The 24,843-nt window shown below is 70.9% G+C and carries 16 protein-coding genes; 9 read left to right on the top strand and 7 right to left on the bottom strand.

Annotation, left to right across the window (positions count from 1 at the left end):
- Positions 1-13: 13 nt before the first annotated feature.
- Genes ACXR8F_RS17770 through ACXR8F_RS17760 form a run of 3 tightly spaced genes read right to left on the bottom strand, consistent with a single transcriptional unit; the run spans position 14 to position 4,000 of the window.
- Complete coding sequence (locus ACXR8F_RS17770; protein ID WP_458802490.1) at positions 14-790, bottom strand: hypothetical protein; 777 nt, start codon at positions 788-790, stop codon at positions 14-16.
- A 39-nt stretch (positions 791-829) separates the two neighbouring features.
- Positions 830-2,119 (bottom strand): UDP-N-acetyl-D-mannosamine dehydrogenase, encoded by a 1,290-nt coding sequence (gene wecC / locus ACXR8F_RS17765; protein WP_458802489.1) that lies wholly within the window; start codon positions 2,117-2,119, stop codon positions 830-832.
- A gap of 12 nt (positions 2,120-2,131) precedes the next feature.
- Positions 2,132-4,000, bottom strand: coding sequence for a glycosyltransferase family protein (locus ACXR8F_RS17760; protein WP_458802487.1), 1,869 nt, complete (start codon positions 3,998-4,000; stop codon positions 2,132-2,134).
- A 165-nt stretch (positions 4,001-4,165) separates the two neighbouring features.
- Here ACXR8F_RS17760 and ACXR8F_RS17755 point away from each other — a divergent pair, with 165 nt between their 5' ends.
- The 5 genes from ACXR8F_RS17755 (at position 4,166) to aqpZ (ending at position 9,618) form a co-directional block, all read left to right on the top strand.
- Positions 4,166-5,092, top strand: coding sequence for an SGNH/GDSL hydrolase family protein (locus ACXR8F_RS17755; RefSeq protein ID WP_458802485.1), 927 nt, complete (start codon positions 4,166-4,168; stop codon positions 5,090-5,092).
- Positions 5,093-5,146: 54 nt separating this feature from the next.
- Positions 5,147-6,160: a dTDP-glucose 4,6-dehydratase gene (gene rfbB, locus ACXR8F_RS17750; protein ID WP_458802483.1), complete on the top strand. Its 1,014-nt coding sequence runs from the start codon at positions 5,147-5,149 to the stop codon at positions 6,158-6,160.
- Positions 6,157-7,029 carry a dTDP-4-dehydrorhamnose reductase gene (gene rfbD, locus ACXR8F_RS17745; protein ID WP_458802481.1) on the top strand — a complete coding sequence of 291 codons (873 nt, stop codon included), beginning with the start codon at positions 6,157-6,159 and terminating at the stop codon, positions 7,027-7,029. The genes rfbB and rfbD overlap by 4 nt, the downstream gene beginning before the upstream one ends.
- A gap of 1 nt (position 7,030) precedes the next feature.
- Positions 7,031-8,704 (top strand): hypothetical protein, encoded by a 1,674-nt coding sequence (locus ACXR8F_RS17740; protein WP_458802479.1) that lies wholly within the window; start codon positions 7,031-7,033, stop codon positions 8,702-8,704.
- 101 nt (positions 8,705-8,805) lie between these two features.
- On the top strand, positions 8,806-9,618 hold the full coding sequence (gene aqpZ / locus ACXR8F_RS17735) for an aquaporin Z (protein WP_458802477.1): 813 nt from the start codon (positions 8,806-8,808) through the stop codon (positions 9,616-9,618).
- Between the two features lie 7 nt (positions 9,619-9,625).
- On the opposite strand, the gene ACXR8F_RS17730 is transcribed toward aqpZ, so the two are convergent.
- Both ACXR8F_RS17730 and ACXR8F_RS17725 read right to left on the bottom strand, forming a co-directional pair.
- Positions 9,626-10,948: a DUF1501 domain-containing protein gene (locus ACXR8F_RS17730; RefSeq protein WP_458802475.1), complete on the bottom strand. Its 1,323-nt coding sequence runs from the start codon at positions 10,946-10,948 to the stop codon at positions 9,626-9,628.
- Positions 10,949-10,956: 8 nt separating this feature from the next.
- A complete protein-coding gene (locus ACXR8F_RS17725; RefSeq protein WP_458802473.1) occupies positions 10,957-12,501 on the bottom strand; it encodes a DUF1800 domain-containing protein in 1,545 nt (514 codons plus the stop codon).
- Positions 12,502-12,658: 157 nt separating this feature from the next.
- Between ACXR8F_RS17725 and ACXR8F_RS17720 the strand changes: the two genes are divergently transcribed.
- From ACXR8F_RS17720 to ACXR8F_RS17705, 4 genes are all read left to right on the top strand, one after another.
- Entirely contained in the window at positions 12,659-13,309 is a 651-nt protein-coding gene (locus ACXR8F_RS17720; protein ID WP_458802471.1) for a SatD family protein, read from the top strand.
- A complete protein-coding gene (locus ACXR8F_RS17715) occupies positions 13,306-14,151 on the top strand; it encodes a hypothetical protein (RefSeq protein WP_458802469.1) in 846 nt (281 codons plus the stop codon). Before ACXR8F_RS17720 ends, ACXR8F_RS17715 begins: the two co-directional genes overlap by 4 nt.
- A 191-nt stretch (positions 14,152-14,342) precedes the next feature.
- Positions 14,343-18,887 carry a carboxypeptidase regulatory-like domain-containing protein gene (locus tag ACXR8F_RS17710; protein WP_458802467.1) on the top strand — a complete coding sequence of 1,515 codons (4,545 nt, stop codon included), beginning with the start codon at positions 14,343-14,345 and terminating at the stop codon, positions 18,885-18,887.
- Positions 18,888-19,080: 193 nt separating this feature from the next.
- Positions 19,081-20,070, top strand: coding sequence for a malate dehydrogenase (locus ACXR8F_RS17705; protein ID WP_458802465.1), 990 nt, complete (start codon positions 19,081-19,083; stop codon positions 20,068-20,070).
- Positions 20,071-20,230: 160 nt separating this feature from the next.
- Here ACXR8F_RS17705 and ACXR8F_RS17700 read toward each other — a convergent pair whose 3' ends face one another.
- The gene (locus ACXR8F_RS17700) at positions 20,231-22,984 is read right to left on the bottom strand and encodes a bifunctional glycosyltransferase/CDP-glycerol:glycerophosphate glycerophosphotransferase (RefSeq protein ID WP_458802463.1); all 2,754 of its coding nucleotides are present in this window, start codon (positions 22,982-22,984) and stop codon (positions 20,231-20,233) included.
- Positions 22,981-24,696, bottom strand: a complete 1,716-nt coding sequence (locus ACXR8F_RS17695) for a stealth family protein (RefSeq protein ID WP_458802461.1) — start codon at positions 24,694-24,696, stop codon at positions 22,981-22,983. Before ACXR8F_RS17695 ends, ACXR8F_RS17700 begins: the two co-directional genes overlap by 4 nt.
- Positions 24,697-24,843 lie beyond the last annotated feature (147 nt).

Genomic DNA, 24,843 nt, shown 5'->3' with positions numbered 1-24,843 from the left:
CGAAGGTGCAGCCTCAGCGGATCGACGAACTCGAGCGCTCGAGCAGTCTCTCGATGGACGTCCACATCGCGTCACCCGCAAGCGGCTCGAAGTCCGCCGCATAGTGGGTGGCGTCCTGTAGAGCAATCGACTCCCCGTGCTGCTCGATGAGCGGCCGAGTCGAGTGCAACGCAATGCTGTCGCCGTCTGACACGTCACCCAGCAAGGCTGTGATTTGTGATCGTCCCGGGATCGGATCCCCGTTCGTTGTCGTGGCGAACAAGTGGTCCACGGTGAGCAGCGGCACGCCGACGAGTTCGCGAATCTGGCGGATCTGGTCGGCGACCACCTCAGCCGACTCTCGCCGAACATCAAGATCGGCAATCAGTCGACGATCGTGAGGCCAGTTGACCTTTTGCCCTGCGAGCACCGCGGCAGCGTTCACCGAGGAGGCATGGGCGTAACCCCAAACCCGCTGCATATTGAGCCGCAGACGGTTGCTGTGGAATGCCTTCAGGGTCGAGATCTCAAGGACCGCCACGTCCGGCGAGCCGAACCTGGCGTCGTCGCTCAGATCGTCGGGTAGATCCGCAGTCGTCTCGCAGATGAGCGGCCGCAGAGGGGTGGGGATCTCGACTTCTCCGCGAAGGGCCTCGAGGTACTGGATCGCCTCACCCGCGGAGTGCGTGAACCACCAGTGAGGCGACCTGGCGTAGTAGAGAAGATCCAGCTTTCCGGCCGAATGCAGGCGGTGCAGCGGCCTGAAGACACGGCAGGAACCCAACGCCAGAACTCGGGGCAATACGGACATAAGTGGATATTACGCCCATGGTCGGCGTGCCCCCGCGCGTCACCTCCAGATGCCGCGAGTGTCGATGACGCTCTTCTCCCGGAGCAGCTCTCGCCTGAAGTGCTTGAACTCCTTGTGGTCGACGAGAAGCACGACGATGTCGGCCGCGGCTATTCCGGCGGCCGTCGGCTCAAGTCGCACGTTGTCGAACCCGGACAGCGCCGCTGGCAGTGCGTTGATGTTCGGCTCAACTGCGAGGATCGTGGCGTCCGGGTGGCGCTTGGCCAGCTGCTTCGTGATCTCGAGCGCCGGAGACTCTCGCAGGTCGTCGATGTCGGGCTTGAACGCGAGGCCCAAGGCCGCGATGACCGGCGCCTTGAACCGGTCGGCGCGCTCCTTGACGCGGGTCAGCACGACCTCAGGCTTGTGGTCGTTGACCTCGCGCGCCGTGCGGATCAGTCGCGCCTCGTCGGGGACGGCGCTGACGATGAACCACGGGTCGACGGCGATGCAGTGGCCGCCGACGCCGGGACCGGGCTGAAGGATGTTAACGCGCGGGTGCTTGTTGGCGAGCTCGATGAGTTCGAAGACGTCGATGCCGAGCCGCTCCGCGATGATCGAGAGCTCGTTGGCGAAGGCGATGTTGACGTCGCGGAACGAGTTCTCGGTCAGCTTGGCCATCTCGGCCGTCGTAGCGTCGGTGAGGTGCAGCTCGGCGTCGCAGAAGATGCCGTAGAGGTCACGCGCGCGCTCGGCGGCTGAGCGCGTGAGACCGCCGATGATGCGGTCGTTGGTGACCAGCTCGATCATGACCCGGCCCGGGAGCACGCGCTCAGGGCAGTGGGCGAACTCGACGACCGGACGACCGTCGGCCCCGTCGAGGGAGAGATCGGGCCGGGCATCGAGCACGCGCTTCGCCATGTGCTCGGTCGCGCCGGGCGGCGACGTGGACTCGAGGATGATCAGCTCACCACCGGAGAGCTGCGGGATGATCGCGTCCGTCGCGGCCTCGATGTAGCTGAGATCAGCGTGGTAGCCGTCCTTGAAAGGCGTGGGCACGGCCACGATGTAGGTGGAGGCCTTCGGCGTCTCCTTCTGAGCCCGCAGCAGCCCCTGGCTCACTGCGCCTGCGACGTGCGTCGCGAGGTCGGGCTCGACGAAGGGCACCTCACCGCGGTTGACCGCGTCGACGTGGCGGTCGCTCACGTCCACGCCGATCACCTTGACGCCGTTCGTCGCCAGAATCGCGGCGGTCGGGAGGCCGATGTAGCCCAGACCGATGACGGCAACAGTTTGGGTGCTCGAGGCCGACGTGGTCGCGGACGGGGCGCTGAGGGTCTGCGCGCTCACAGGTACTGCCCTTCAGAAGAGAACGTGGTCCACCGCGCGGCCGTACGCGACGACCTGAGAGTTGGCCAGCAGCTCCGCTGACGACGCCTCCCAGGTGTGCTGCCCGGTGGCGGACCGTGTCTGGACGAACCCGAACCTATCGCAAGAGAACACGCTCAAACCGGCACCGACAACACCTCCTAGGAAGGCGGTGTCCTCGCCTCGCTGGAGATCCTCGAAGGGATGCGCCAACGCCACCTCGCGCGACGTCATGATCGTCGGCCCCATCACGAAGTCGGTGAACTGGTGCTCACGCTCGGGGAAGCGCACGACGGTGACGTCCTGCGCCTCGAGGTACATGTGGTGCGCCTGCTTGCCCACGACATCGGCGCCGGACCAACCGAGCGCGTCCAGCTGGTCGCGCAGGTAGTTCGTGCCGTAGAGGTCGTCGTCGTCCATCTTGGTCACGACGTCGCCCTCGGCGGCTGTGACGAGACGGTTGAGGCAGGCGCCCAGCGAGTCGTCGGCCGGCGCGGTCAGGGTGCGGAACGAGTCGAGCCCGAGATCACGGGCCAGCCCAGCCAAAGCCGGTGGTGCCTCGAAGCCGTGGGTCAGCAGCACCAGCTCGACGTCGACGTCCTGCTGCGCGGCAACCGTGCGGACCACGTGCTCGAGCTGGGCCGGGCGGTTGGACGACACGAGCGCCGAGACCGACCTCCGCGGCACGACATGGCCCTCGAGACCCACCGACCGCAGCACGTCGTCCACCCGGTGGCCGTAGGTGTGGGCGCGCCAGATGCGCCGCTGGGCCGAGTGCACCATGCGGTCGCGCAGCTCGGGGCTGTTCACGAGCGCACGCAGCGTCCACTCCGCCTCCTGGGCCTCGCCGACCTGGGGGACCTCGTCGCGCGGGAAGAAGCTCTCGATGGCGGGGCTCGGCGTCGACACGACCGGCGTGCCGCACGCGGTGATCTCGAAGATCCGCCGAGCGCACATGCTCGGGCTGCCGACGACGCTGTTGACGTTGAGGAACACCTTGTACGCCCGGTAGGCCGTCAGCATCTGTGCGTACGTGAGCGAGCCCACGACGCGCGCCCCCAGCTCGCCCGGGAACTGGTAGCGCTCATCGCCACCGAGGTAGCGCGAGAAGATCTCCAGGCCGTACGGCATACGGCCGGAGACCCGGGCGGCGGCGCCGAGGAGCAGGTCCATCTGCTCTCGACGCTCCGGGTGGCGGTGGGCGAAGTACATCCCGGCGAACGCGATGTCGCGGCTCTGGTGGCCGGTCACCGGCCGCACCGGGTTGTGGAGCGCAGGCTGGGCCGCGAACGGCAGCACCCCCAGCCGGTCGTGGCCGAGGTCGCGGCGGTACTCGGGCAGGCGGTCGCTGTCCGTGGTCCAGACGTGCTCGAAGAGGCGGGCGGTGCCCAGGAAGTCGGCGTAGTGGGTGGGGTCCTCCTTGTTCCAGAAGACCGTGGGCACGCCGGCGTCCCGGCACCACGACACGAGGTCGACGAGGTCGGCCCGCGGCGCCGACGGCCCCGTCAGGGCGTACTGCCACGCGTCGGAGTTGCCGTGCCACGCCGACTCGACGAAGAGCAGGTCGATGCCCTTCACCTGCTCGCGCCACGTCGAGGGCCGGAGCACGACCTGGTCCCACTCGGGGGCGAACGCCGACCGGCTGAAGTCGTCGAGGATGACTCCGACGCGCAGACCGGGGCGCGCCGGAGCCCGGTCGGGCGTCGGCCACGGCTCGAAGGCGGAGGGGTCGGCCACGTCACCGCGACCCTGGCTCCTGCTGATCGACCGCCGCGCGAGGTAGGTCCGCAGCTGCGCGAGCCCGCCCCGGCGCAGGTGCCACAGCGCCTTGCGCAGGTGGGTCCTGGTCGTCGCAGTCGCCATCGGTCGTCAGGTCCCGTCTGTGTCTCGTCGCCCTGCCCGGGCCGACCGGGGTCCCTCACGACCGCCGACCGCGCCCCAATTTAGTCGACGCCGTTTCCGACGCTGCGCACGCCGCGACTGCGGACGTTTCGGAGATGGGACGTCCCGTTTGGCACAATCGGGGCCATGCGTCGTTCCCGGATGAAGAGTGCCCTACTGGGTCTCGTGATCCTCCTGGTGAACGTCTCGATCGTCGTGGCCGTCGTCTCGCTGACCGGGGGGCGCCGCGGCGGTGACCTCGAGCTGCCCCCGTCGGCCGGCGGCAAGGGCAAGTCGGTCACCGGCACCCCGTCGGCGCCCGCGACCCCCGCAGCCACCTCCGGGCTGCCCGCCGAGCAGGCCACCGCCAAGGCCGCCGCGGTGGTCGGCCTGGCCAAGCCGGTCAACGTCGCCGTGCTCGGCGACGGCACGGGCGACGAGAAGGGCGAGTGGGTGCAGGTGCTCGCCACCCTCCTCGGCAAGACCCGCACGGTGGGACTGCGCAATCTCAGCACCGCCGATCCGACGACCTACGACGCTGCCATCCGTTACGGCACGTCCGGGCCCAAGGCGACCGTGTGGAACGGCAGCCGGCAGGGCGCGGGCGCCGCGTACGCCGCCCGCCGGCTCGACTTCCTCGTCCCGGCGACGCCTGACGTGGTCCTGCTCAGCTACGGCCGCAGCAACACGGCGTCCAACATCCCGGCGGCACTGACCAGCACCTACACGGCACTGCGTGCCAAGTGGCCGAGCGTCCCCGTGCTCGTCGTGCTCCAGGCCCCTGACCGCGACGACGTCATCGGTCCGGTGCGGGTCGCCTCCGAGGACTGGGCGGCCCAGCACAACGTGCCCACCGTCGACGTGGCGGGCGCGTTCACTGCTGCCGGCGACCCCAACCGCTACGTCTCGGTGGTCGACCCTCCGAGCACCAACTCGAAGGGTGGGCGCCTCTGGGCGCGCACGGCGTACGCCGCGCTCGGCGGCGACGTGTCCGACCTCCCCGCCGACGGGTTCCTTCCCGGAGGCGGGGCGTCGACGCAGCCGACGACGTCGGAGACCACGACCGAGGGCTGAGCCCCGTCGACGAACGCCGCCCCTCGACCGGGGCGGGCGGTTACCCTCGGCCCCATGCGTGTGCTCGTCACCGGCGGCTCCGGGTTCATCGGTTCGAACTTCGTGCTGCGCGCGCGTCAGACCCGGCCGGGGTGGACGCTGACCGTACTCGACGCCATGACGTATGCCGCCAACCGGCACTCCCTCGCCCCGGTCCTCGCCGACCTCGGCGGTGACGGCTCGGTCGAGCTCGTCGAGGGGTCGGTGGCCGACGCCGCGCTCGTCGAGCGCCTCGTCGCCGACCACGACGTCGTCGTCCACTTCGCCGCCGAGTCGCACAACGACAACTCGCTCGACTCCCCCTGGCCGTTCGTCGAGAGCAACCTCGTCGGCACCTTCACCCTCCTCGAGGCGATCCGCCGCCACGAGAAGCGCCTGCACCACATCTCGACCGACGAGGTCTACGGCGACCTGAAGCTCGACGACCACGAGCGCTTCACCGAGGCGACGCCGGTCAACCCGTCGAGCCCGTACTCCGCCACCAAGGCCGGCGCCGACCTGCTGGTCCGCGCCTGGATCCGGTCCTTCGGCATCCGCGCCACGGTCAGCAACTGCTCGAACAACTACGGCCCACGCCAGCACGTCGAGAAGTTCATCCCGCGCCAGATCACGAACATCCTCCGTGGCGTCCGGCCCAAGGTCTACGGCTCGGGACTAAACGTGCGGGACTGGATCCACGTCGACGACCACAACGACGCGGTCGTGGCGATCATCGAACAGGGACGGCTCGGCGAGACCTACCTCATCGGCGCCGATGGTGAGCGCAACAACCTCGAGATCGTCGCGACGCTGCTCGACCTGCTCGGCCGGCCGGCCGACTGGTTCGACCACGTCGACGACCGCCCGGGCCACGACCTCCGCTACGCGATCGACGCCTCGAAGCTGCGGCGCGAGACCGACTGGCGGCCGCGCTACGGCGACATGACATCCGGGCTGGCGGCCACGGTGGAGTGGTACCGCGAGAACGAGGCGTGGTGGTCGGAGGCCAAGGTCGACGCCGAGCTCACCTACGCGAGGCTCGGCCGGTGAGCGAGGCCGGCCTGCGGGTCCTCGTCACGGGCGCGGCAGGCATGCTGGGCCAGGACCTGGTCCCGGCGCTGCGTGCCGCGGGCCACGTCGTGACCGCGCTCGGACGCCCCGACCTCGACGTCACCGATCCGGCGGAGTGCGTCGCCGGCGTCGCCGGCCACGACCTCGTCGTCAACGCCGCAGCCTGGACCGCCGTCGACGAGGCCGAGAGCCACGAGGGCGAGGCCTTCGCCGTCAACGCCGTCGGGGCCGCCAACCTCGCGCGCGCCGCGGCGCACACCGGCGCACGGCTCCTGCAGGTGTCGACCGACTACGTCTTCGACGGGCAGGCAGCCGAGCCGTATGCCGCCCAGCACCCTCCCGCGCCACGCTCGGCCTACGGCCGCACGAAGGCTGCCGGCGAGTGGGCCGTGCGCGCCCTCCAGCCCGACTCGTGGGTGCTGCGTACGGCGTGGCTCTACGGCGCCGGCGGCCCGAACTTCGTCGCCACGATGCTCGCGCTCGCGGCACGGAGGGACACCCTGTCGGTCGTCGACGACCAGGTGGGCCAGCCGACGTGGAGCGCCGACGTCGCCGACCTCGTCGTCCGGCTGGTCGCTGCCGACGCGCCCGCCGGCACCTACCACGCAACGTCGAGCGGCTCGACGACGTGGCACGGGCTGGCGCGAGCCACCTTCGAGGAGGCCGGGCTCGACCCCGCGCGGGTCGAGCCGACGACCACGGCGGCGTTCCCGCGCCCGGCGCCCCGACCGGCATACGGCGTCCTGTCGCACGACTCGCTCGACGTCGTCGGCGTTGCCCCGATCGGCGACTGGCGCCAGCGCCTCCACGCCCACCTCGCGGGCTCCGCCGACCCGACCAACGGCTGACGTGCGCTCGCGCGCCGGCGTCGCCGCGGCAGTCCTGGCCCTGCTCGGCCTCGCGGCCTGGCGCGTCCCGCTGGGCGCGAGCACCGACGACGACGCCCACGTCGTGACCCTCGCGCTGCGGCTCGCTCGCGGTGACGCACCGTTCGGCGACGAGATGAACCTGCAGGTGACCGGTGCCTTTCTCGCGGTGCCGTTCGTGTGGGCCTGGGACCACCTCGTCGGCCCGACCGGCATCGCGCTCGCCGCCAGGGCCTGGTTCCTCGTCGTGGCCCTCGCCGTCGGATGGGTCACGGTGCGAGGCCTCCGGACTCGGTATGCCGGCGGACCGGCCGCCGCGGCCACCGTGGCGGCGCTGCTCGGACTGCCCTACCAGCTGCCCCTCCTCAGCTACGCCTCGGTGCCGGTGCTCGCGCTCGTGCTCGCGACCTCTGCCGGCATCGCCCTGCGGGAGACCCGTTCCACGGGCTGGGCGGTGACCCTCGGTGCCACCTGCGCCGCAGGCGCCGTCGCGAGCCCGCAGCTCACGCCCGCGTTCGCGCTGGCCCTGCTGGCCGCCCTGGTCCGGGTGCGTGACGGCCGGGCCCGGCTGGTGGCCACCGCGGCTGCGCTCGGCCTCGGCCTGCTCGTCGCTGCCGTCGTGCTCCTCACCGTCGGTGCGGGGGCGGTCATCGAGTCGCTGCGATTCCTGCTCGACAGCCGCGGCAGCGGTGACCTCTCCCCCGCCCAACGGGCAGCTCGCGCTCTCGGCAGCTACGAGGGACTCCGCTTCCCCCTCTACTGGCCCCTTCTCGCCGGCCTCGCCATCTCAGCCGTCGCGTCGCTGCGAGCGCGCTGGCGGCCGGTGCGGCTGCTCGGGAGCGCCCTGGCCCTCGTCTGGGCCTCGGCGGTCACGGTCACGGCCGCGGTCGGGGCGCTGCCCCAGCTGTGGTTCGGCAACACGGCAGCGGCGCTCGAGTCGGTGATGGTCCTCGTGCTCGCCGTCCCCGTCCTGGCGGAGCTGCGCTGGGCGCCCGCACCGGGAGGCGGGGGTGAGCTCGTCGCGAGCGCCGTGCCCGCCGTGGCGGCCGCGGGCATCGTCGCCGCGACGACGAACTCGGGTCCGCAGTACTCCGTCCACGGCGCCGCGCTGGCCGGCCTGTTCCTCGTGCTCGTGGCGCAGTGGTCCACGGCAGCCGGCTCCGCGAGCCTGCTGCCCCGGGTGGTCGGGGCACTGCCCCCGGCCGGCATGGCCCTCGCGCTTCTCGTGCTCCCCTTCGGAGGGGCGAGCTCCTTCGGGGTCGACACCCGCCTGACCTCCGGTCCCTGGGCCGGGCTCGTGACCACCCGGGTCAAGGCCACGGAGCTCGTCTCGGTCGGGGCAGCGGTCGACGAGGCCACCCGGGGAGGACGGTCCATCCTCGTCCTCGGGGCATCGGGGGCCTACCTCGCGGCGCGGGGCCCGATGGCCACCCCGTCCGTCTGGCTCGACCACCGACCCGGAAACCAGCGCGCGCTGGACTGGTTCGTCAGGACCGGGACGGCTCCCGACGTCGTGCTCGTCATGGCTCGCACCGAGGCGAAGGCAGGGGGCGGGGCGGTGTGGGCGGCTCGCGACCCGCTGCGCAACTGGGTCGCCGCCGCGTACGTCCCCCGGCACGTGGTCGAGGGAGTCGGCACCGAGTACGTCAGGCGCTGACGCGCGTGGCGCGATTCACCGCCCGCGTGCCGTGGCGCACTACGCTGCGAGCACCGGGATATCCCGGGAGGTACGGCGTCGACGTCCTGGTGAGGAGCCCGATGTACACCCCCAAGCTGAGCTCACGACTGGCGGTCGAGGCCCTCGGGACCTTCTGGCTGGTGTTCATCGGCTGCGGCTCGGCGATCTTCAACGCGAAGTTCGCCGTGCAGGCCCTCGACGGGCAGCCGGTCCAGCTCGGCATCGGACACCTCGGCGTCGCGATCGCCTTCGGGCTCGCCGTGACGACCATGGCGTATGCCGTCGGCCACGTCTCGGGGGCCCACTTCAACCCCGCGGTGACCGTCGGCATCGCCGTCGCCAAGCGTTTCGAGTGGCGCGAGGTGCCGGCCTACGTCGGAGCACAGCTCGTCGGTGGCCTGCTCGCGGGCGGGGCCCTCGCCGGGCTCGTCTCCTCGAAGGGACTGCCCACGACCGGCAACCTCGCCGCCAACGGCTACGGCACGCACTCCCCCGGCGGGTTCGCCCTCGGAGGCGTGCTCGTCACCGAGGCGCTGGTGACGGCCTTCTTCGTCTACATCATCCTCGGCGCCACCAAGGACGATGCCCCCAAGGGCTTCGCACCTCTCGCGATCGGCTTCGGGCTGCTGCTCGCCCACCTCGTCGCGATCCCGATCAGCAACGCGTCGATCAACCCGGCGCGTTCCACGGCCGTCGCCTTCTTCAACGGCAACGGCGCCGTGGGGCAGCTGTGGGCGTTCTGGGTCGCGCCGGTGGTCGGCGGGCTGATCGCCGGCACGACGTACGCCTGGATCACCGGTGAGCAGCGTGAGCACCTCGACATCAGCGGCTCGACCGACACGATGTCGAACGCCGCCGTCGACGACCAGGGTCGCCCGATCCTCGACGACTGAGCCGGTCTCAGGCGCGGGCCGCGAAGAGGCCCAGCCGGTCGGTGCCCAGCCCCGGGAAGACGGTCGTGGACGAGAGCTTCGCGCGCTGCTCGAGCGCCTCCGCGAGCACGGTGCGGTAGTCGGTGGTGCCGGCCAGGTCACCGGAGTCGAGGCTGGGCTCCGCGAGGCCCGGCCAGCGACCATAGACCTTGCCGCCACGCACCCCGCCGCCCATCACGAGCGAGACGTTCCCGTGGCCGTGGTCGAGGCCACCCGAGCCGTTCTCGGCGACGCGTCGCCCGAACTCGCTCAGCGTCACGAGGGTGACGTCGGCCATCTTCGACCCCAGGTCGCGGTTGAACGCAGCGAGCGCCAGGCCGAGCTCCGTCAGCTGGCGGAACATCCAACCGGAGTCGCTCGCACCGAGACCCGAGTGCATGTCCCAGTTGCCGACGTCCACCGTGGCCGCCCGCAGCCCGACCCCGGCCTTGATCAGGCGAGCGAGGTCGCGCAGCGAGTCGCCGAGCGCGCCCTTGGGATAGACGGCCCCGTTGGCCGGGGAGTAGCCCGCGGCCTTGAGCCCGGACATCGTCGAGACGGCACCGACCGCGACCGTGGCGGATGCGGCCAGCGTGGCGGGCGCGCCGGCATACAGGGCGTTCAGGGCGGTCGCCCAGCGGGTCTGCTCCGCGGCCGTGTCGGCCCCCGCCAGCGTGAAGCCGTCGACGCTCTGGACAGCGAGCTCGGGGCTCGGGCCGATCATCGACGGAGGGGTCGTGGCGGATCCGACGGCGGCGGAGGCGAACGTCGACACCGGTCCGCTGAGACCGATCATGCGGTCCAGCCAGCCCGTGCGGATCGTCGACCCGGGCGCGGCGTTCTCCATCGTGGCCATGGCCTCGAAGTGCGACCGCGTCGGGTTGACCTGGCCCACGGCGTGGACGGCCGCGAGGCCACCCGCGTCCCAGATCGGCTTCAGCGGCGCGAGGGCCGGGTGCAGCCCGAACATCGCGTCGAGCTTGATCGCCCGCGAGGCGGGAACGGCGATCGACGGCCTGGCCGCGAAGTACGCGGGGTCACCGACCGGCGCCACGGCTGAGAGCCCGTCGAAGCCGCCCCGCAGGCTCAGCACGACGATGGTGTCGCCGGCGTACGCCGCACCCGCGAACGCGAGCTGCGTCGCCGCCTCGCTCGGCCCGGCGACACCGACCACCGCACCGAGCGCGCCGAGGGCCCCGGCGCCGGCGAGGAGGGTCCTGCGCGACACCTGCGACGTCGCTGCCCGCCCCTGGGCGCAGGTGCACTCGGGCGGCAGGGGCGCGGCTCCGTCTGGTGTGAAGGTGGTGGTCATGGTGGTCCTCAACGGGTCGCGAAGTTCGGGGAGTCGAGCAGCAGGGCGATGATCGAGGGCAACCGCCACGTCACCGCCGCCGATCCCGCCCGGAGCGCGTCGGTGGGCGCGTGGTCGGCGAAACGGCAGATGGCGTCGCGCTGCGCCGTGGTCAGCGTGAGCAGGAGCTTCGCGGCGAGCGCCTCGACGAGGGCGGCATACGTGGTCGGGAGGGGTGAGGGCACCAAGGCCGTGACGTCGGGACGCGTCATCGCCCGCAACGTCCAGTTGCCGGCCAGCCCGAGGTGGAAGTTCCACCGGTTGACGGTGCCGGACGCCCCACCCCACGCGGCCGCGACGTCCGGGTAGCCGTTCGGCGCCGGCCAGCCCATCGGCGCCTGGCCGAACGTGCCGGTGTACCAGAGGAGGTCGCGCAGCTCGCTCTCGCCCGGAGCGGGGACCGGCTCCGGCCTCAGGCCGAGGATGCGGATGCTGGCCAGGGCGTCCTCGTAGGGGGTCCGCATCTTCTGGCCTGCCGAGGCGGCGAACTCGGGCGAGAGGAAGAGGACACGCAGCACGGGCGCGATCGCGGTGCCGTTGGCGAGGTACGCCTGAGCCAGCTTCGTGACGAGCGTGGCCGGTGGTGTGTCGGACACGTAGCGGACGGCGAGCTTCGTCGCGATCCGGTTCGCCGTGGCCGGGTGGGTGGCGAGGTAGTTGAGGTAGGAGGTGACCACGGCGTCGCCGCCCTCGGCCGACGTGTTGGCGTGGCTCCAGCCCATCACCTTCACGGTGCCGACGAACCGCCGCTGCGGCTTGTAGGAGTAGAGGCCCGACTCCGAGTCCGCGCTCAGCCCGGTCAGGGCGAGTGCCGACTGCTTGACGTCTGTTTCCGTGTAGTTGCCGACGCCGACGGTGTGCAGCTCGAGCAGCTCCCGGCCGTAGTTCTCGTTCGGCGCCTTCTTGTGGCTGTCGGCGTTGTCGAGCACCTTGAGCATCGACGGGTGCCTCGCGGCCGCGTTGAGCATGTCGGAGTACCTGCCGAGCGCGTGCTTGCGCACGACGTCACGCTGGAAGAGGTGGGCGTTGTCCCAGACCTCGCTGCTCGGCACCGGCACGACCAGGTGGTTGGTCCAGAAGTCGACCGCGGTCTCGAACAGCTGGCGGCGGGAGAAGAGCGCCCGGGCCAGGTGCGCCTCGAGCACGTCGAACATCACGTCCCACGAGCCGAACTGAGCGAGGCGCTCGCGCACCTCCCACGTCTTCCAGCCGAGCCGCGGCCAGCGGGTCAGCATGGCGTCCATCGCCGTGTCGGGCACCTTGGTGAGCGGGGCGAGCTGGGCGTCGAGCCAGGCCGTCGTGCCGGCGGCGCGCACCTCGGCGAGCAGGGCGGGCGTCGGTCCGAACGTCGCACGGCGCACCAGGTGAAGAACTGGGTCGGTGGTGGCCGTGGCGGCGGCAAGTGCCGTGGCTGCCGACGCGACGCCGGCGGGGGCCAGGGCCAGGGCGGTGCCGCCACCGAGGCCGGTGAGCACGCGGCGACGTGCAGGCGAGGCGGCGGAGTGGGCGTTCATGGTGCAAGACGGTACGGAGCGGTCCGCGCTCTGACTCCGTTTTCGGACATTTGGGTCATTCACCACCGTAGGGTGACTGCGCATCCGTCGTAGGGCTTCATCATGCACGTCTGAAGTCAATGGCTCCATATGAACACTTTGAAGATATGATCTTCATATGGCTGGAAAGAAGCAAGCGCCCTCACCGGTGGCGCTGATCGGCGACATCGTCGAGTCGCGGACCCACCGCGACCGACAGGGCCTGCACGACGCCGTCGAGGCGGCCCTCGCGCGGGCCAACGCCGACGTGCCCGTCGACGACCCCGCCGTGATCACGCTCGGCGACGAGTTCCAGGGTGTCTACCCCACACTCGGCGACGCGCTGCGGGCGAGCTTCCTCGTCCGCGCCGAGCTGCACGGCACCGCCGACGTGCGCTTCGGCCTAGGCCGCGGCGCCGTCTCCACGCTCGACCCCGTCCGCGGCATCCACGACGGCCCTGCCTACTGGGCGGCGCGAGACGCCATCGTGCTGGCGGAGGAGAAGGCCGGCCGCGCACGGACCCGCACGTCGCGCACGGCATACCTCGCCCCCGACGAACCGCCCGAGCAGGTAGCAGCGGTGCAGGCTGCGCTCGACTGTCTGGACTTCATGGTTGGCTCGCTCTCGACCACCTCACGACAGATCCTCGGAGGACTCATGCAGGGCCGCGCTCAGCACGACCTCGCCGCCGCCGTCGGCATCAGCCCGTCGGCGGTGTCGCAGCGCGTGCGCCGCGACGGCATCGGGGTCGCGCTCGAGGCCATGACGACGCTCGGTGGTCTGCCGTGACGTGGCTGTCGATCGCTCTCGTCGGCATCGGGGTCGGGGACGTCGTCCGGTCTACGTCGTGGCGACCGGGTCGGGTCGTCGCGCACGTGACCGCACCGGTCGTCATCGTGGCCCTCGGGCTGCTCGCCGGCATGCGCACGTGGGCCGACTGGCTCGCACTGGCCCTCGCCGCAGTCGCGGCCGCCGGCTGGGCCGAGCTGTCGCGCCACACCCAGATGACCGGTCGGCGGGCGCTCGCCGGCCTCGCCTCCTTCGCCGCGATCGTCGTCGGGTTGCTCGCCTTCTCGGGTGCCGCGAGCCGGGCGGCCGGGCCACTCGCGACCTGGCTGCACTGGGCCGACCTGCCGGGCAACGGCTCCCTCGCCCCCGGGCGTGTGCTGCTGCTCGCCGGCCTCGCCTTCTTCAACGTCGCCACGGCCAACACCATCGTCCGGCTCGTGTTGCTCGCCATCGGCGCGCTGCGCCCCTCCGACGTCACCGACGCCAACGCCGCTGCCGCGGCCGCCGCCTCGCGGGCCGGGCAGGCCGCTCCCCCGACCACCGGCCAGCCCGCCGACCGCCTCAAGGGCGGGCGCCTGCTCGGCCCGATGGAGCGCCTCGTCATCCTCGGCCTCGGCCTCGCGGGCGAGTTCGGAGCCGCCGGGCTCGTCATCGCGGCCAAGGGACTGCTGCGCTTCCCCGAGATCCAGGCCGCCGCCCGCAGTTCCTCCGGCAACGCCAACGACCCGGGCAGCGCCTACCCGGGCGGCCCCGCCGGCATCGACGACGTCACCGAGTACTTCCTCGTCGGCAGCTTCGTCAGCTGGCTCGTCGCGCTCGGCTCCCTTGCGCTGACTGCCTGAGCAGGTCTCTCTGGGGAGGCCGCCCGAATCCCCTGACGGGGAGATGACGGGTTCATGACGAGCCCCTAACGCTGATCCGTGCTCGGCCACAGACATTTCCTGAGAATTCGCTGTTCCACGCCGCGCCGCACCCCTGCTGGCTACCTTCGATGCAGGGGATCAACGTCACGCCTGGGGGGAATCCAGTGACCATGTCGCTGCGCGCGCTGCCGTCCGACCGCTCACCGGTCCGGCACCGCCTACTGCTTCTGCTGACCGTCGTCGCGCTGTTCGTCGGGCAGGGGGTCGCGGGCTCCGCTCCGGCGCGGGCAGCCGCCACCGCCGCCGCACCCACGATCGCGAGCGCCCAGCTCGCCACCGCCTCGGGCCTGGTCAGCGCTGCCGACGGCTCCGGACCCATCGCCGGTGTAGTCGTCAAGGCGCTCACCCACGGCTCCGCCGACTTCACGCCGGTCGCCACCGCCACCACCGGCTCCACCGGCGCATGGACCATGACCGACCTTCCCCCCGGCGACTACGACCTGCAGTTCGACGCGTCCGACACGGCCTACCTGTCGCAGTGGTGGTCCGCGGCCACGACCCGTGACCGCGCCGGAGTCCTAAGCGCCACCGCTGGCGTCACCCTCAGCGGGCTCGACGCCTCACTGACCCGGGCCGCCACCGTCTCGGGTCGCGTCGTCGACGAGTCCGGGACACCGCTCGCCGACGTGCTCGTCACGCCCCGCGAGCAGTCCGCCGGTGCGGTCACGAGGGGCGCCGTCATCACCGCTGCGGACGGAACCTTCACGGTACGCGGGCTCACCGCCGGGACCTACACCCTCGACTTCAGCGGGGCTGGCCGCGTGTCGTGGTCCTACGGCATGGCCAGCGCCACCGCCGCCCCGGCCTTCTTCGCTGTGGCTGAGGGCACCTCCGTCAGCGGCCGCGTCATGGTGCTCCCGGCCGGGAGCACCATGGTGACCCGCGGCCTCCTCGCCGCCGCCGACACGACCGCCACCATGAGCGGCCACGTGTATGCCGGCTCGACCGCGAGCCCCCTGACCGGCGCGCTCGTCGTGGCCGTGGCGGCCGACTCCGACGGCCTCTCGAGCGGCGTGCTCAACGCGACCACCGACGCCACCGGGGCGTGGACCCTCACCGGGCTGTCCCCCGACGTCTACACCGTCCACGTCCTGCCACCCGCGGGCAGCGACTACCTGGAGCAGTGGTGGGACGCTGCCCCGCAGAGGTCACACGCGGCATACGCCGTTCTGGGCGCTTCCGGCGCGCGCACCGACATGGACGCGACGCTCGTCCAGGGCGGCTCCATCTCCGGCAAGGTCACCGCCGGCGGAACGTTCGGCGTCGCCGACGTCGTCGTGCAGGCGGCACCCGTCGGCACCGAGACCTGGTCCTCCGTGGTGACGGACGGCGACGGCAACTTCACGCTCGTCGCGCTCAGGCCCGACCAGTACGTCGTGCAGTTCGACGGTCGGTCCCTCGGCTTCGAGCCAGCCTGGTGGTCGGGCACCTCGCAGACGGGTGTGGCGACCCGCAGCGCAGCCAGCCCGGTCGCGGTCACGGCTGGAGCGGCGGCGGCCGGTCACGACATCGTCATGGCGCAGGCCGGCTCGATCTTCGGCACCGTCACGGGGCCCAACGCGACACCGGTCGCCGACGTCCCTCTCGAGATCACCGACGTCGACAGCGGCATCACCTCGAGCAGCATCACCGACGTCGGCGGCAACTTCGTGGCCGGTGGCCTCACGGCCGGGCGCTACCTCGTGCGCGTCACGCCTCTCGATGGCTCTCAGCTCGCCAGCCAGTGGTTCGACGGCGTGTTCTCCCGACCTGACGCCACCCCCGTCATCGTCGAGAACGGCCTCGACAACCGGATCGACTTCTCCCTGGTGCCCAGCGGCACGATCTCCGGACGGGTGCTGCGGCCCGGCGGCGCGCCGGCCGCGACCGGCAGCATCATGGTGGCGCCCGCTTCCGACCCCACCTTCACGGACGTCGTGGCGGTCAACCCCCTGGACGGCACGTTCAGCCTCAGCGGGCTCGGCCCCGGCGACTACCTCCTGTCCGCGGTGGACGACGGCACCCTCGTCACCTACTACGCGACCTCCGGCTCGACGGCGAACGCGTCCTCCGCCTCCGCCGTCACACTCGCAGCCGGCGCCGCGGTCAGCGGCCGCTCCATCACGCTCGCACCCGGCGCCTCCATCTCCGGCCGCGTCACGGAGGGCTCGACCGGAGCGCCGTTCGGCCAGATCGCCGCCATCGACGTCAGGACCGGCGCCCAGCTCGGCGCCTCCAGCATCGGCGGCAGCGGCAGCTACACCATGACCGGTCTTCCAGCCGGCACGTATGCCGTCATGGCCACGGGCACCACCGATGTGTCCCGATGGTTCGGCAACACCACGACGTGGGCCGACTCGACCTTCGTCTCGCTCGCCGGCGGCACGGCGCGCACAGGCGTCGACATCTCGCTCCCTGCCGCCGGGATCGGCCCGGTGGGGACGAGCACCTTCTCCGGACACATCACCCTTCCCGCGGGGGCGGCGACCACCGACTTCAGCAACCTCAGCGTGGGCCTCGTGGATGCGGCCGGCCTGTCCTACTCCACATTCAGCATCAACGCCGACGGCACCTTCGACATCTTCGACGTCCCGGACGGGTCACTGACCATGCACCTGGTGGACCTCACCCAGGAGCTTTTCCTGGCGCCCCAGCCCGTCACGACACCGACAAGCACCCTGGAGGTGCAGCCCGTCGTGGGCGCCTCCATCGCCGGTGCGCTCGTCAACGAGGCGGGCAAACCGCTCGCCAACGTCGACGTCGGCGCCACCTCCGACGCCGGGGTCACCGCCTCAACCCTGTCCGGCCCCGACGGCAACTTCCGCATCAGTGGCCTACCCGCAGGGACCGTACGTCTGCACCTCGGACCAGCCAGCCCATACGCCAGCACATGGGTCGGCGGTGGCCAGACCCCTGGCAGCGGCACCCTCTACGACCTCACGCTCGGCTCGACGACGGACGCCGCGCAGCTGACCGTGCCGCTCGGCGGCACCATCACCGGCACCGTGACGCTGCCCGCCGACGCCCAGGGCACCGAGGTGATCGTCGAGGCTCTCGACGCGCACCACGACGTCGTCGGCGCGACGACCGTCGTCGGCACCCACGCCTACGAGCTCGCGGGCCTGCTGCCCGGTGTCTTCACCGTGCGCTTCTCCGGCCCCGGGATGGCCACCCAGCAGTGGTCCGCTCCAGGCTCCAGTGGGCCATCGGACGTGATCGTTGCCGCCGGACGAACCGCCGGCAACGTCGATGCGACCCTCGCACCTCCCACCGGGACCGCATCCGTGGCGGGAACGATCACGGCACAAGGCAACCCGGCGCTCCGGGCAAGGGTCACTCTCGTGCAGCCTTCCGACGGGCACGCCACAGCCTCCGCCATCAGCGACGCAGCGGGTCATTACGTCGTCTCGGGCGTCCCCGCCGGCGACTACAAGGTGCAGGTGCAGAGTTGCCTCACCAGTGGCCCCGCCACCGCAGGCCCGCTATGCGTCACCCGGTGGTGGAAGGTCGCGACGGACTTCGCGTCGGCACCACCCATCTCAGTCGCCTCCGGCGAGGCTCGGCCCGGGGTCGACGTCGAGCTCTCGTCGATGGGCCTCTTCACCTCCTCGCCGGCTCCCACCATCACCGGCACACCGCGAGTCGGGGTCGCCCTCGGCGTCACCGACGGCTCCTGGTCGCCTCCTCCCGGGACGCTTTCGCACCGTTGGCTCGTCGGCGGAGTGGCCGTCGGCACGTCGACCTCGTACACGCCGCAGCCGCAGGACGTCGGCAAGACGGTGGTGGTCGAGACGACGGCGACGCGCGCCGGATTCGCCTCACGGACCACGAGGTCAGCGGCCACCGCTGCCGTCCTGCCCGGAAACCTCACGGGCGCACCGGTTCCCACGATCTCGGGCACCGTCCGGGTGGGCCTGCGCCTCACCGCGACCGCCGGCACGTGGGGACCGGCACCGGTCACCCTGGCCTACCAGTGGCGCCGTAACGGGGTCGCGATCCCCGGCGCCACCGCGTCCACCCATCTGCTCGGTGCCGCCGACCGCGCGACCACCATCAGCGTCACGGTCACCGCTGCCAAGACCGGCTACACCACGGTCGCCAAGACCTCGGCCGCCACGGCCACCGTCGCCGCCGGCGTGCTCACCGCCCCGGTCCCCAAAATCACCGGCACCGTCAAGGTCGGCTACCGCCTCACCGCGACGGCCGGCACGTGGGGCCCGCTCCCGGTGACGGTGAAGTACCAGTGGCGCCGCAACGGGGTCGCCATCACCGGAGCCTCGGCATCCACCTACCTGCTCACCGCCGCCGACCGCACCGCGAGGATGACGGTCACCGTGACCGGCATGAAGACCGGCTACACGACGGCCGCGAAGACCTCGGCCGCGACACTCGCCGTCGCGACCGGAACCCTCACGGCCACTCCGATGCCCAAGATCACCGGCACGACCCGGGTGGGCTCCCGTCTCACCGCGACCGCCGGCACGTGGTCGCCGGCACCGGTCACCCTGAAGTACCAGTGGCGCCGCAACGGGGTCGCCATCACCGGAGCCACGGCCTCCACCTACGTGATCGCCAGCTCGATGCGAGGCGCGCGGATCACGGTGACGGTGACCGGCGCCAAGACCGGCTACACGAGTGTGGCCCGCACGTCGACGGCGACCGCCGTCATCAGCTGAGGCGGGCAACGACTGCGGAGCGGCGGTGCTGGGGGCGGCACCGTCGCTCCGTGCCGTGCCGCGCCGTGCCGTGCCGTGCCTACGTCCAGGCCGCCCGGGTGACCAAGCCCGCACCCGGGCGGGCACGGGACGGCATACGCGCGCTGGTAGCGTCGGAGCGTCCAGCGCCACACCGATGTGAAGGGTCCATCCCGTGAGCACTACCCCCGTCAAGGTCGCCGTCACCGGCGCAGCCGGCCAGATCGGCTACTCCCTGCTGTTCCGCATCGCGAGCGGTGCCCTGCTCGGGCCCGACACCCCCGTGGAGCTGCGACTCCTCGAGATCACCCCGGCGCTCAAGGCGCTCGAGGGCGTCGTCATGGAGCTCGACGACTGCGCCTTCCCGACCCTCGCCAAGGTCGAGATCGGCGACGACGCCAACAAGGTCTTCGAGGGCGTCAACCACGCCCTGCTCGTCGGCGCCCGCCCGCGCGGCCCCGGCATGGAGCGCGGCGACCTGCTCGAGGCCAACGGCGGCATCTTCGCCCCGCAGGGCAAGGCCCTCAACTCCGTCGCCGCCGACGACGTGCGCATCACCGTCACCGGCAACCCGGCCAACACCAACGCGCTCATCGCCATGAGCAACGCCCCCGACATCCCGACCGAGCGCTTCTCGGCCCTCACGCGCCTCGACCACAACCGCGCCATCAGCCAGCTTGCCGCCAAGCTCGGCGTGCCGGTCACCGAGATCAAGAAGATGACGATCTGGGGCAACCACTCCGCGACGCAGTACCCCGACCTCTTCCACGCCGAGGTCTCCGGCAAGAACGCCGCCGAGACCGTGGGCGACCAGGACTGGCTCGCCGGCACCTTCATCCCGACCGTCGCCAAGCGCGGCGCGGCCATCATCGAGGCCCGTGGCGCGTCCTCGGCCGCCTCCGCCGCGTCGGCCACGATCGACCACGCCCGCACGTGGGTCGAGGGCACCGCCGACGGCGACTGGGTCTCGATGGCCGTGCGCTCCGACGGCTCCTACGGCGTCGAGGAGGGGCTCATCTCCTCCTTCCCCGTCACCGTCAAGGACGGCCGGTGGAGCATCGTCCAGGGCCTCGACATCGACGAGTTCTCCCGCGGCAAGATCGACGCCTCGGTCGCAGAGCTCGCCGAGGAGCGCGACGCCGTCAAGGGTCTCGGTCTGATCTGAGTCCATCCCGCACACGTCGAAGGGCGTCGGACACCACACGGTGACCGGCGCCCTTCGCGCGTGACCTCCTGCCTCGAGCCACCCGGCATACGCCCTCATGAAGAAGGCGATCCGTCCCGTCTCGGCGCCGGACGGATCGCCTTCTCCATGGCGCAAAGGGTCAGGGTAACGCCGCGATGGCGGCCGTGACTCGTTCGGAGTTGGACTGGTCGGTGTGCCGGAAGAAGTCCGCGGCCCGCTCGTCGTACACAGGCTCACGCACGCACCCACCGTCCAGGTAGTCGGCCAGTCGGTCCAGCGCGTCCTCGACGGTGCGGGCGATGGGACCGAAGCCGTCTCGCTCCAGGTCGAAGTACCCGCGGCGGTAGTGGTGGCTGTAGAAGTCCTCCTCGTCGTGGGGGACGAGGATCATCGGTGTTCCCAGGTACGCGACGTCGAAGAACGTCGAGGACCAGTCGGTGATGAACACGTCGCACTCCCGCAACGCGGTCTGGATATCCCGGTCCCGCTGGTCCGACACGATGACGTGGTCCGCCAGACGGTCGCGGTGGTCGAGGAAGTACTTGGACACCTCGTAGTGGGGGAGCAGTTCGAGATCGGCGTCGTGCTCACGCAGCAACGCCTCGAGCCGAGGGTGCTCCAGCAGCTGACGGATGAAGCGCAGGTACTGCGACTGCTCGAAGTCCTGGGCAGCGACCCGACCCGGCGCGTACGACGGCGCGACGAGGTAGGACCGCCAGGTCGGCATGAAGAGCACACGCTTGCGCGGCAGGCGGTGCGAACGCGCGAGCTGGTCGAACCGGGGCATGCCGGTGACCTGCAGCTCCCCGCCGTAGCCCATGTGGGTCCGGATGAAGTCCGCTTCGCGCTCGCTCGAGGCGACGAAAAGGTCGAGGCCGGTCACACCCTTGTGCAGCGCCCGCGACACGTCGTTGTAGATCACGCCGTGCTGGAGGAAGACCCGCCGGCTGCCGACGCGCGCGGCCAGGTGACGGTGGTACTGCCCCTTGGCCCACTGACGGGGCAGGAGATAGCCGTCGATGTCGTAGGCACTGACCAGCACCCGGGCGTGCAGCATGAGCAGGCGGTGCAAGAAGGAGCTGTGGGCGACCACGCGACCGAGCTGGGACATCCGGCCGTACGCCTCGCTCTCGCCGTCGACGACGTAATAGCAGCGGATCTCAGGGTGAGCGGAGGAGATGTACCGAAACAGGGCGGCCGAGTTGTCCTGCGCTGTGTCCTTGCGTTCGCCGAGCAGCCACACCGGTCTGCGTCGGAAGAAGGGCCGGCTGAGCAGACGCAGCACCTTTTCGCCGGCGAAAGGCTCGCGCCGGAAGAGGCCGGCGATATCCTTCCGCGCCAGCAGCGTCCGCCAGCGGAGCCGGTCCTTGCGTGACCTAAGGCGTCGCACGAGCAACGTGCACTTGTCCTTGTCGTTGACTCCGGGGACGACCTTGCCCCCAGGGAAGCTCTGCACGCGGGCAGCCCGAAGGTAGCCCGGGGTGGGGGTGGTCGCGGTGGAGGCCTGCCCGGAAGACGTGTCGACCACCAGACGCAGGTCGTGCAGCCCCGTACGCAACCGTCCGAGCGAGATCCTCGCCTCGAACCCGCTGAAGGCGCGCGTGGGCGCCTCGGGAACCAGGTCTCGGCGCTCGACGACCACGGCCGGGGCCGTGATGGCACTGCCTCGCACCCGGAGGGCAACCTGGAAGCTCGGTTCGACGCTCAGGTCTACGCCCGGAAGATGGAACCGCCCACTCACGACGAGCTCTCGCCCCTGCCGCGTGACGCTCTCGACCCACGCGTGGACCCTGTCGAGCGTCAGCAGTGGCGTGAGCGATTCGTCGGCATGGCCGTCGAGGATGAGCTTGCCATCCTCGGCCCGGAGGTCGCGAGTCCGGTCGGAACGGTCCGCGAACAGCTCGAAGTCGCCGGAGAGGAAGGCCGCGTACGCGATGCGGTGCCGCAGGTCGAGCGTTGCCCCCTGGATGACCGCGGCGGGGAAGCCCCTGTAGACCTTGCTCGCCCTGTCGAAGAACTCGCCCAGCTCGTCCGCCTCGAAGACCTCCGGGGCGCGCAGCGCGAACCCCTGGAAGCTGCGGGACATGAAGCTCTGCAGGACCGACCGGTTCTCCTCGTCGACCAGGCCGAGCCAGCCCGCGAGGAACTCCTCCAGCAGCAAGTGGTCCCAGAAGTTCTGCGGTCGCGTGAAGAGCGAGTCCATGATCGACCCGCCGGTGTCGCGCTTGCGATAGTTGTACACCAAGGCGTTGGTCAGGGCGATGGACTGCGCCGCAAGGAGAGCCGGGATCGTGACGTAGGCGTCCTCGAAATGCACGCCCTCGCCGAACCTGAGCTCCGACTCCTCGAGGAAGCTCCGCCGGAAGATCTTGTTGCACGCGCTCGCGCTGTGGATCAGCTGCGGAACTCGGGCGACGCTCGGCACCACCCTGAAACCCGGGCGCAGGACCGCCAGCCACGGCCAAGCCGTCTCTCTGGGGAAGGTGCGCATCCGCCCGACGACGATGTCGACGCCGTGGCGCACACACGCCCTCAAGTGCTTGATCGCGTTCGGGGGCAGCACGTCGTCGGAGTCGAGGAACCCCACGAAGGTGCCCGATGCGGCGGCCAGACCCACGTTGCGCGCAGCGCCCAGCCCTGCGTTGGTCTGCGTGATGAGCAGAACGTTCTCGTGTTGCTCGGCAAACCGCCGCGCGATCTCGCTGGACCCGTCCGTGCTTCCGTCGTCGACGAGAACCACCTCCAGTTCGGCGAAGTCGTCTTGCGCCGTGACCGAGGCGAGGCATTCATCCAGGTAGAGCTCGACGTTGTAGATCGGGATGATCAGCGACACGTCCGACGCCGGGGCGGCGGAAAGCGCCACCAGTGCCTGCTGCGGCACCGGACGGGTCATGCTGCCCCTCGTCCCTGCTCCGCGCCCGCACGTTCGAAGGTCGAAGGCAGGGGGAAGTAGCTCTCGAGGAACGAGGTGAGGATGCGCATCTGCTCGTCGGCGCTCACGCTCGAGGAGTCGTGGTCGTTCAGACAGAACACGTCCACGTCCCGGCGCCGCAGGAGGGCATTGAGGCGAGCAGGCGTGTCCGGTCGCGCGATGTCAGCGTAGAAGTACCGGATCGCACCCTGCACGGCGCGCCTGGTGAAGTACGCGTAGTAGTGGGCCAGCGACGACGGGATGGCGATGTCCGTGACCGCGCGGAACTGGGCGCTCGCGGTGAGGGCGTGCTCCTCGGGGAAGGTGTCCTCGATCTCCTGCAGGACAGCCCGCTGCATCGAGTGCGGCACGTGCTTCATCTTGTTCGTAGGCTGCTGACCGAACCGTCGAGCGATGAGGTCGCGGTTGTGCTTGCCGGCCGCCATCACGGGCCAGTCGAGCAGGCCCGGCTCTCCCAGCGCGATCTTCGCCTGCGAGACGAAGAACTTGCTCATGCCGTTGCTGAGGAAGAAGCCCGTGGGATCGACCGGACGCCCGAAGAGGACGTCGTCATTGAGGTAGAGGAAGTGCTCGGACAGACCATCTATGTGGTGGAGCTGCGACTCGATCGCGTGCGAGTTGAACGTCGGCAGCTTGCCCCGGTCGCCGAAGATTTCACGGTGGCTCACGACGGTCAGCTTCGGGTGGTCGACGTCCAACCAGTCCGGCACCTGGTCGTCGGTGACGAGGTAGATGTGGTTGATCCAGCCCGCGAACATCTCCAGCGACCTCAGCGAGTAGCGCAGCTCGTCCCTGGTCGCGAACCGCGAGTCGTTGATGGAGAAGGGGCTGAGGCGGGTCCCGGTCGACTCGGCGAGCGCCGCCGCCTTGCGCATCTGCCAGTCCAGGTCGGAGCCGTCGACCCAGGTGTAGACCGCGTCGATCGGGAAGGTGACCGACTCGAAGTGCGGGAGCGAGGTCGCCGCGAGAACCTCGCGCGGCTGGCCGTCGACCGGGCGCAGCTCGGTGTTCAGCTCACCGGTGCCGATGATGTCGGCCCAGCGGTTGCGGCTCTTGGCCACCCACGTACCCTTCACCATCTGCTCACCGGCCGGTCCGGGCGGGGCGTCGACCTCCAGCTCGTTCCAGAACTGGACGTCGCAGCCGAGGTCGGAGCCGCTCAGGAAGGTGCCGGCGGATGTGGACCGCACCTGGAACAGACGCAGCTCGTGAGGGTGCGCGGGAAGCGGTTCGAGCCCGAGCAGGCGCGGCCGGCGCGCGTGCCCCTTGACGACAGGAGCGGCGTACACGGCCTCGGTGGACAGCCTCTCGGTGAGCGCCTCGAGGACCCGACCGCGGTCCTGGTTCGACACGCCGAGGACACGGCGACGGTTCGTGTCGGCCTCTGTGACGATGTGCCGGATCCCGGCTGCGTCGAGGGCGTCCGCGACGAGGCGGCAGTTGTCGGCGAGCACCTGCACCGACTCGAACCTGTCGGTCGGACGCGCAACCCACAACTTGCCCGCGTGCACGAGAGGCATCGACCCCCGGCGCAGGTCTCGGGGCATGGTCGCGTAGCGCAGCCGGCTGCTGGTGTGCCGCAGCTCCCTCTGGAACGAGGTCGTCCCGTGGAACATCGGCCGGACACGGGTCCAGAGAGGCGCCGGCACGGCCTTGAGCACTGTGCGCTTCACTCCGTGCGGCAACTTGTCGAGCAACCCTGACATGCGACTTTCATCCCCTTGAGTACCCCAGATCCCCCGCCGTTCCCGGCCTGGCGCAGCACCTTGCGGGCCGAGCCGCGGTCATCCTAGCGGCCCTGAGAGTAGGTCAGGAATTCA

The organism is Terrabacter sp. AAH1, assembly GCF_054456855.1.
This window is presented reverse-complemented; position numbering and strand designations above follow the sequence as displayed.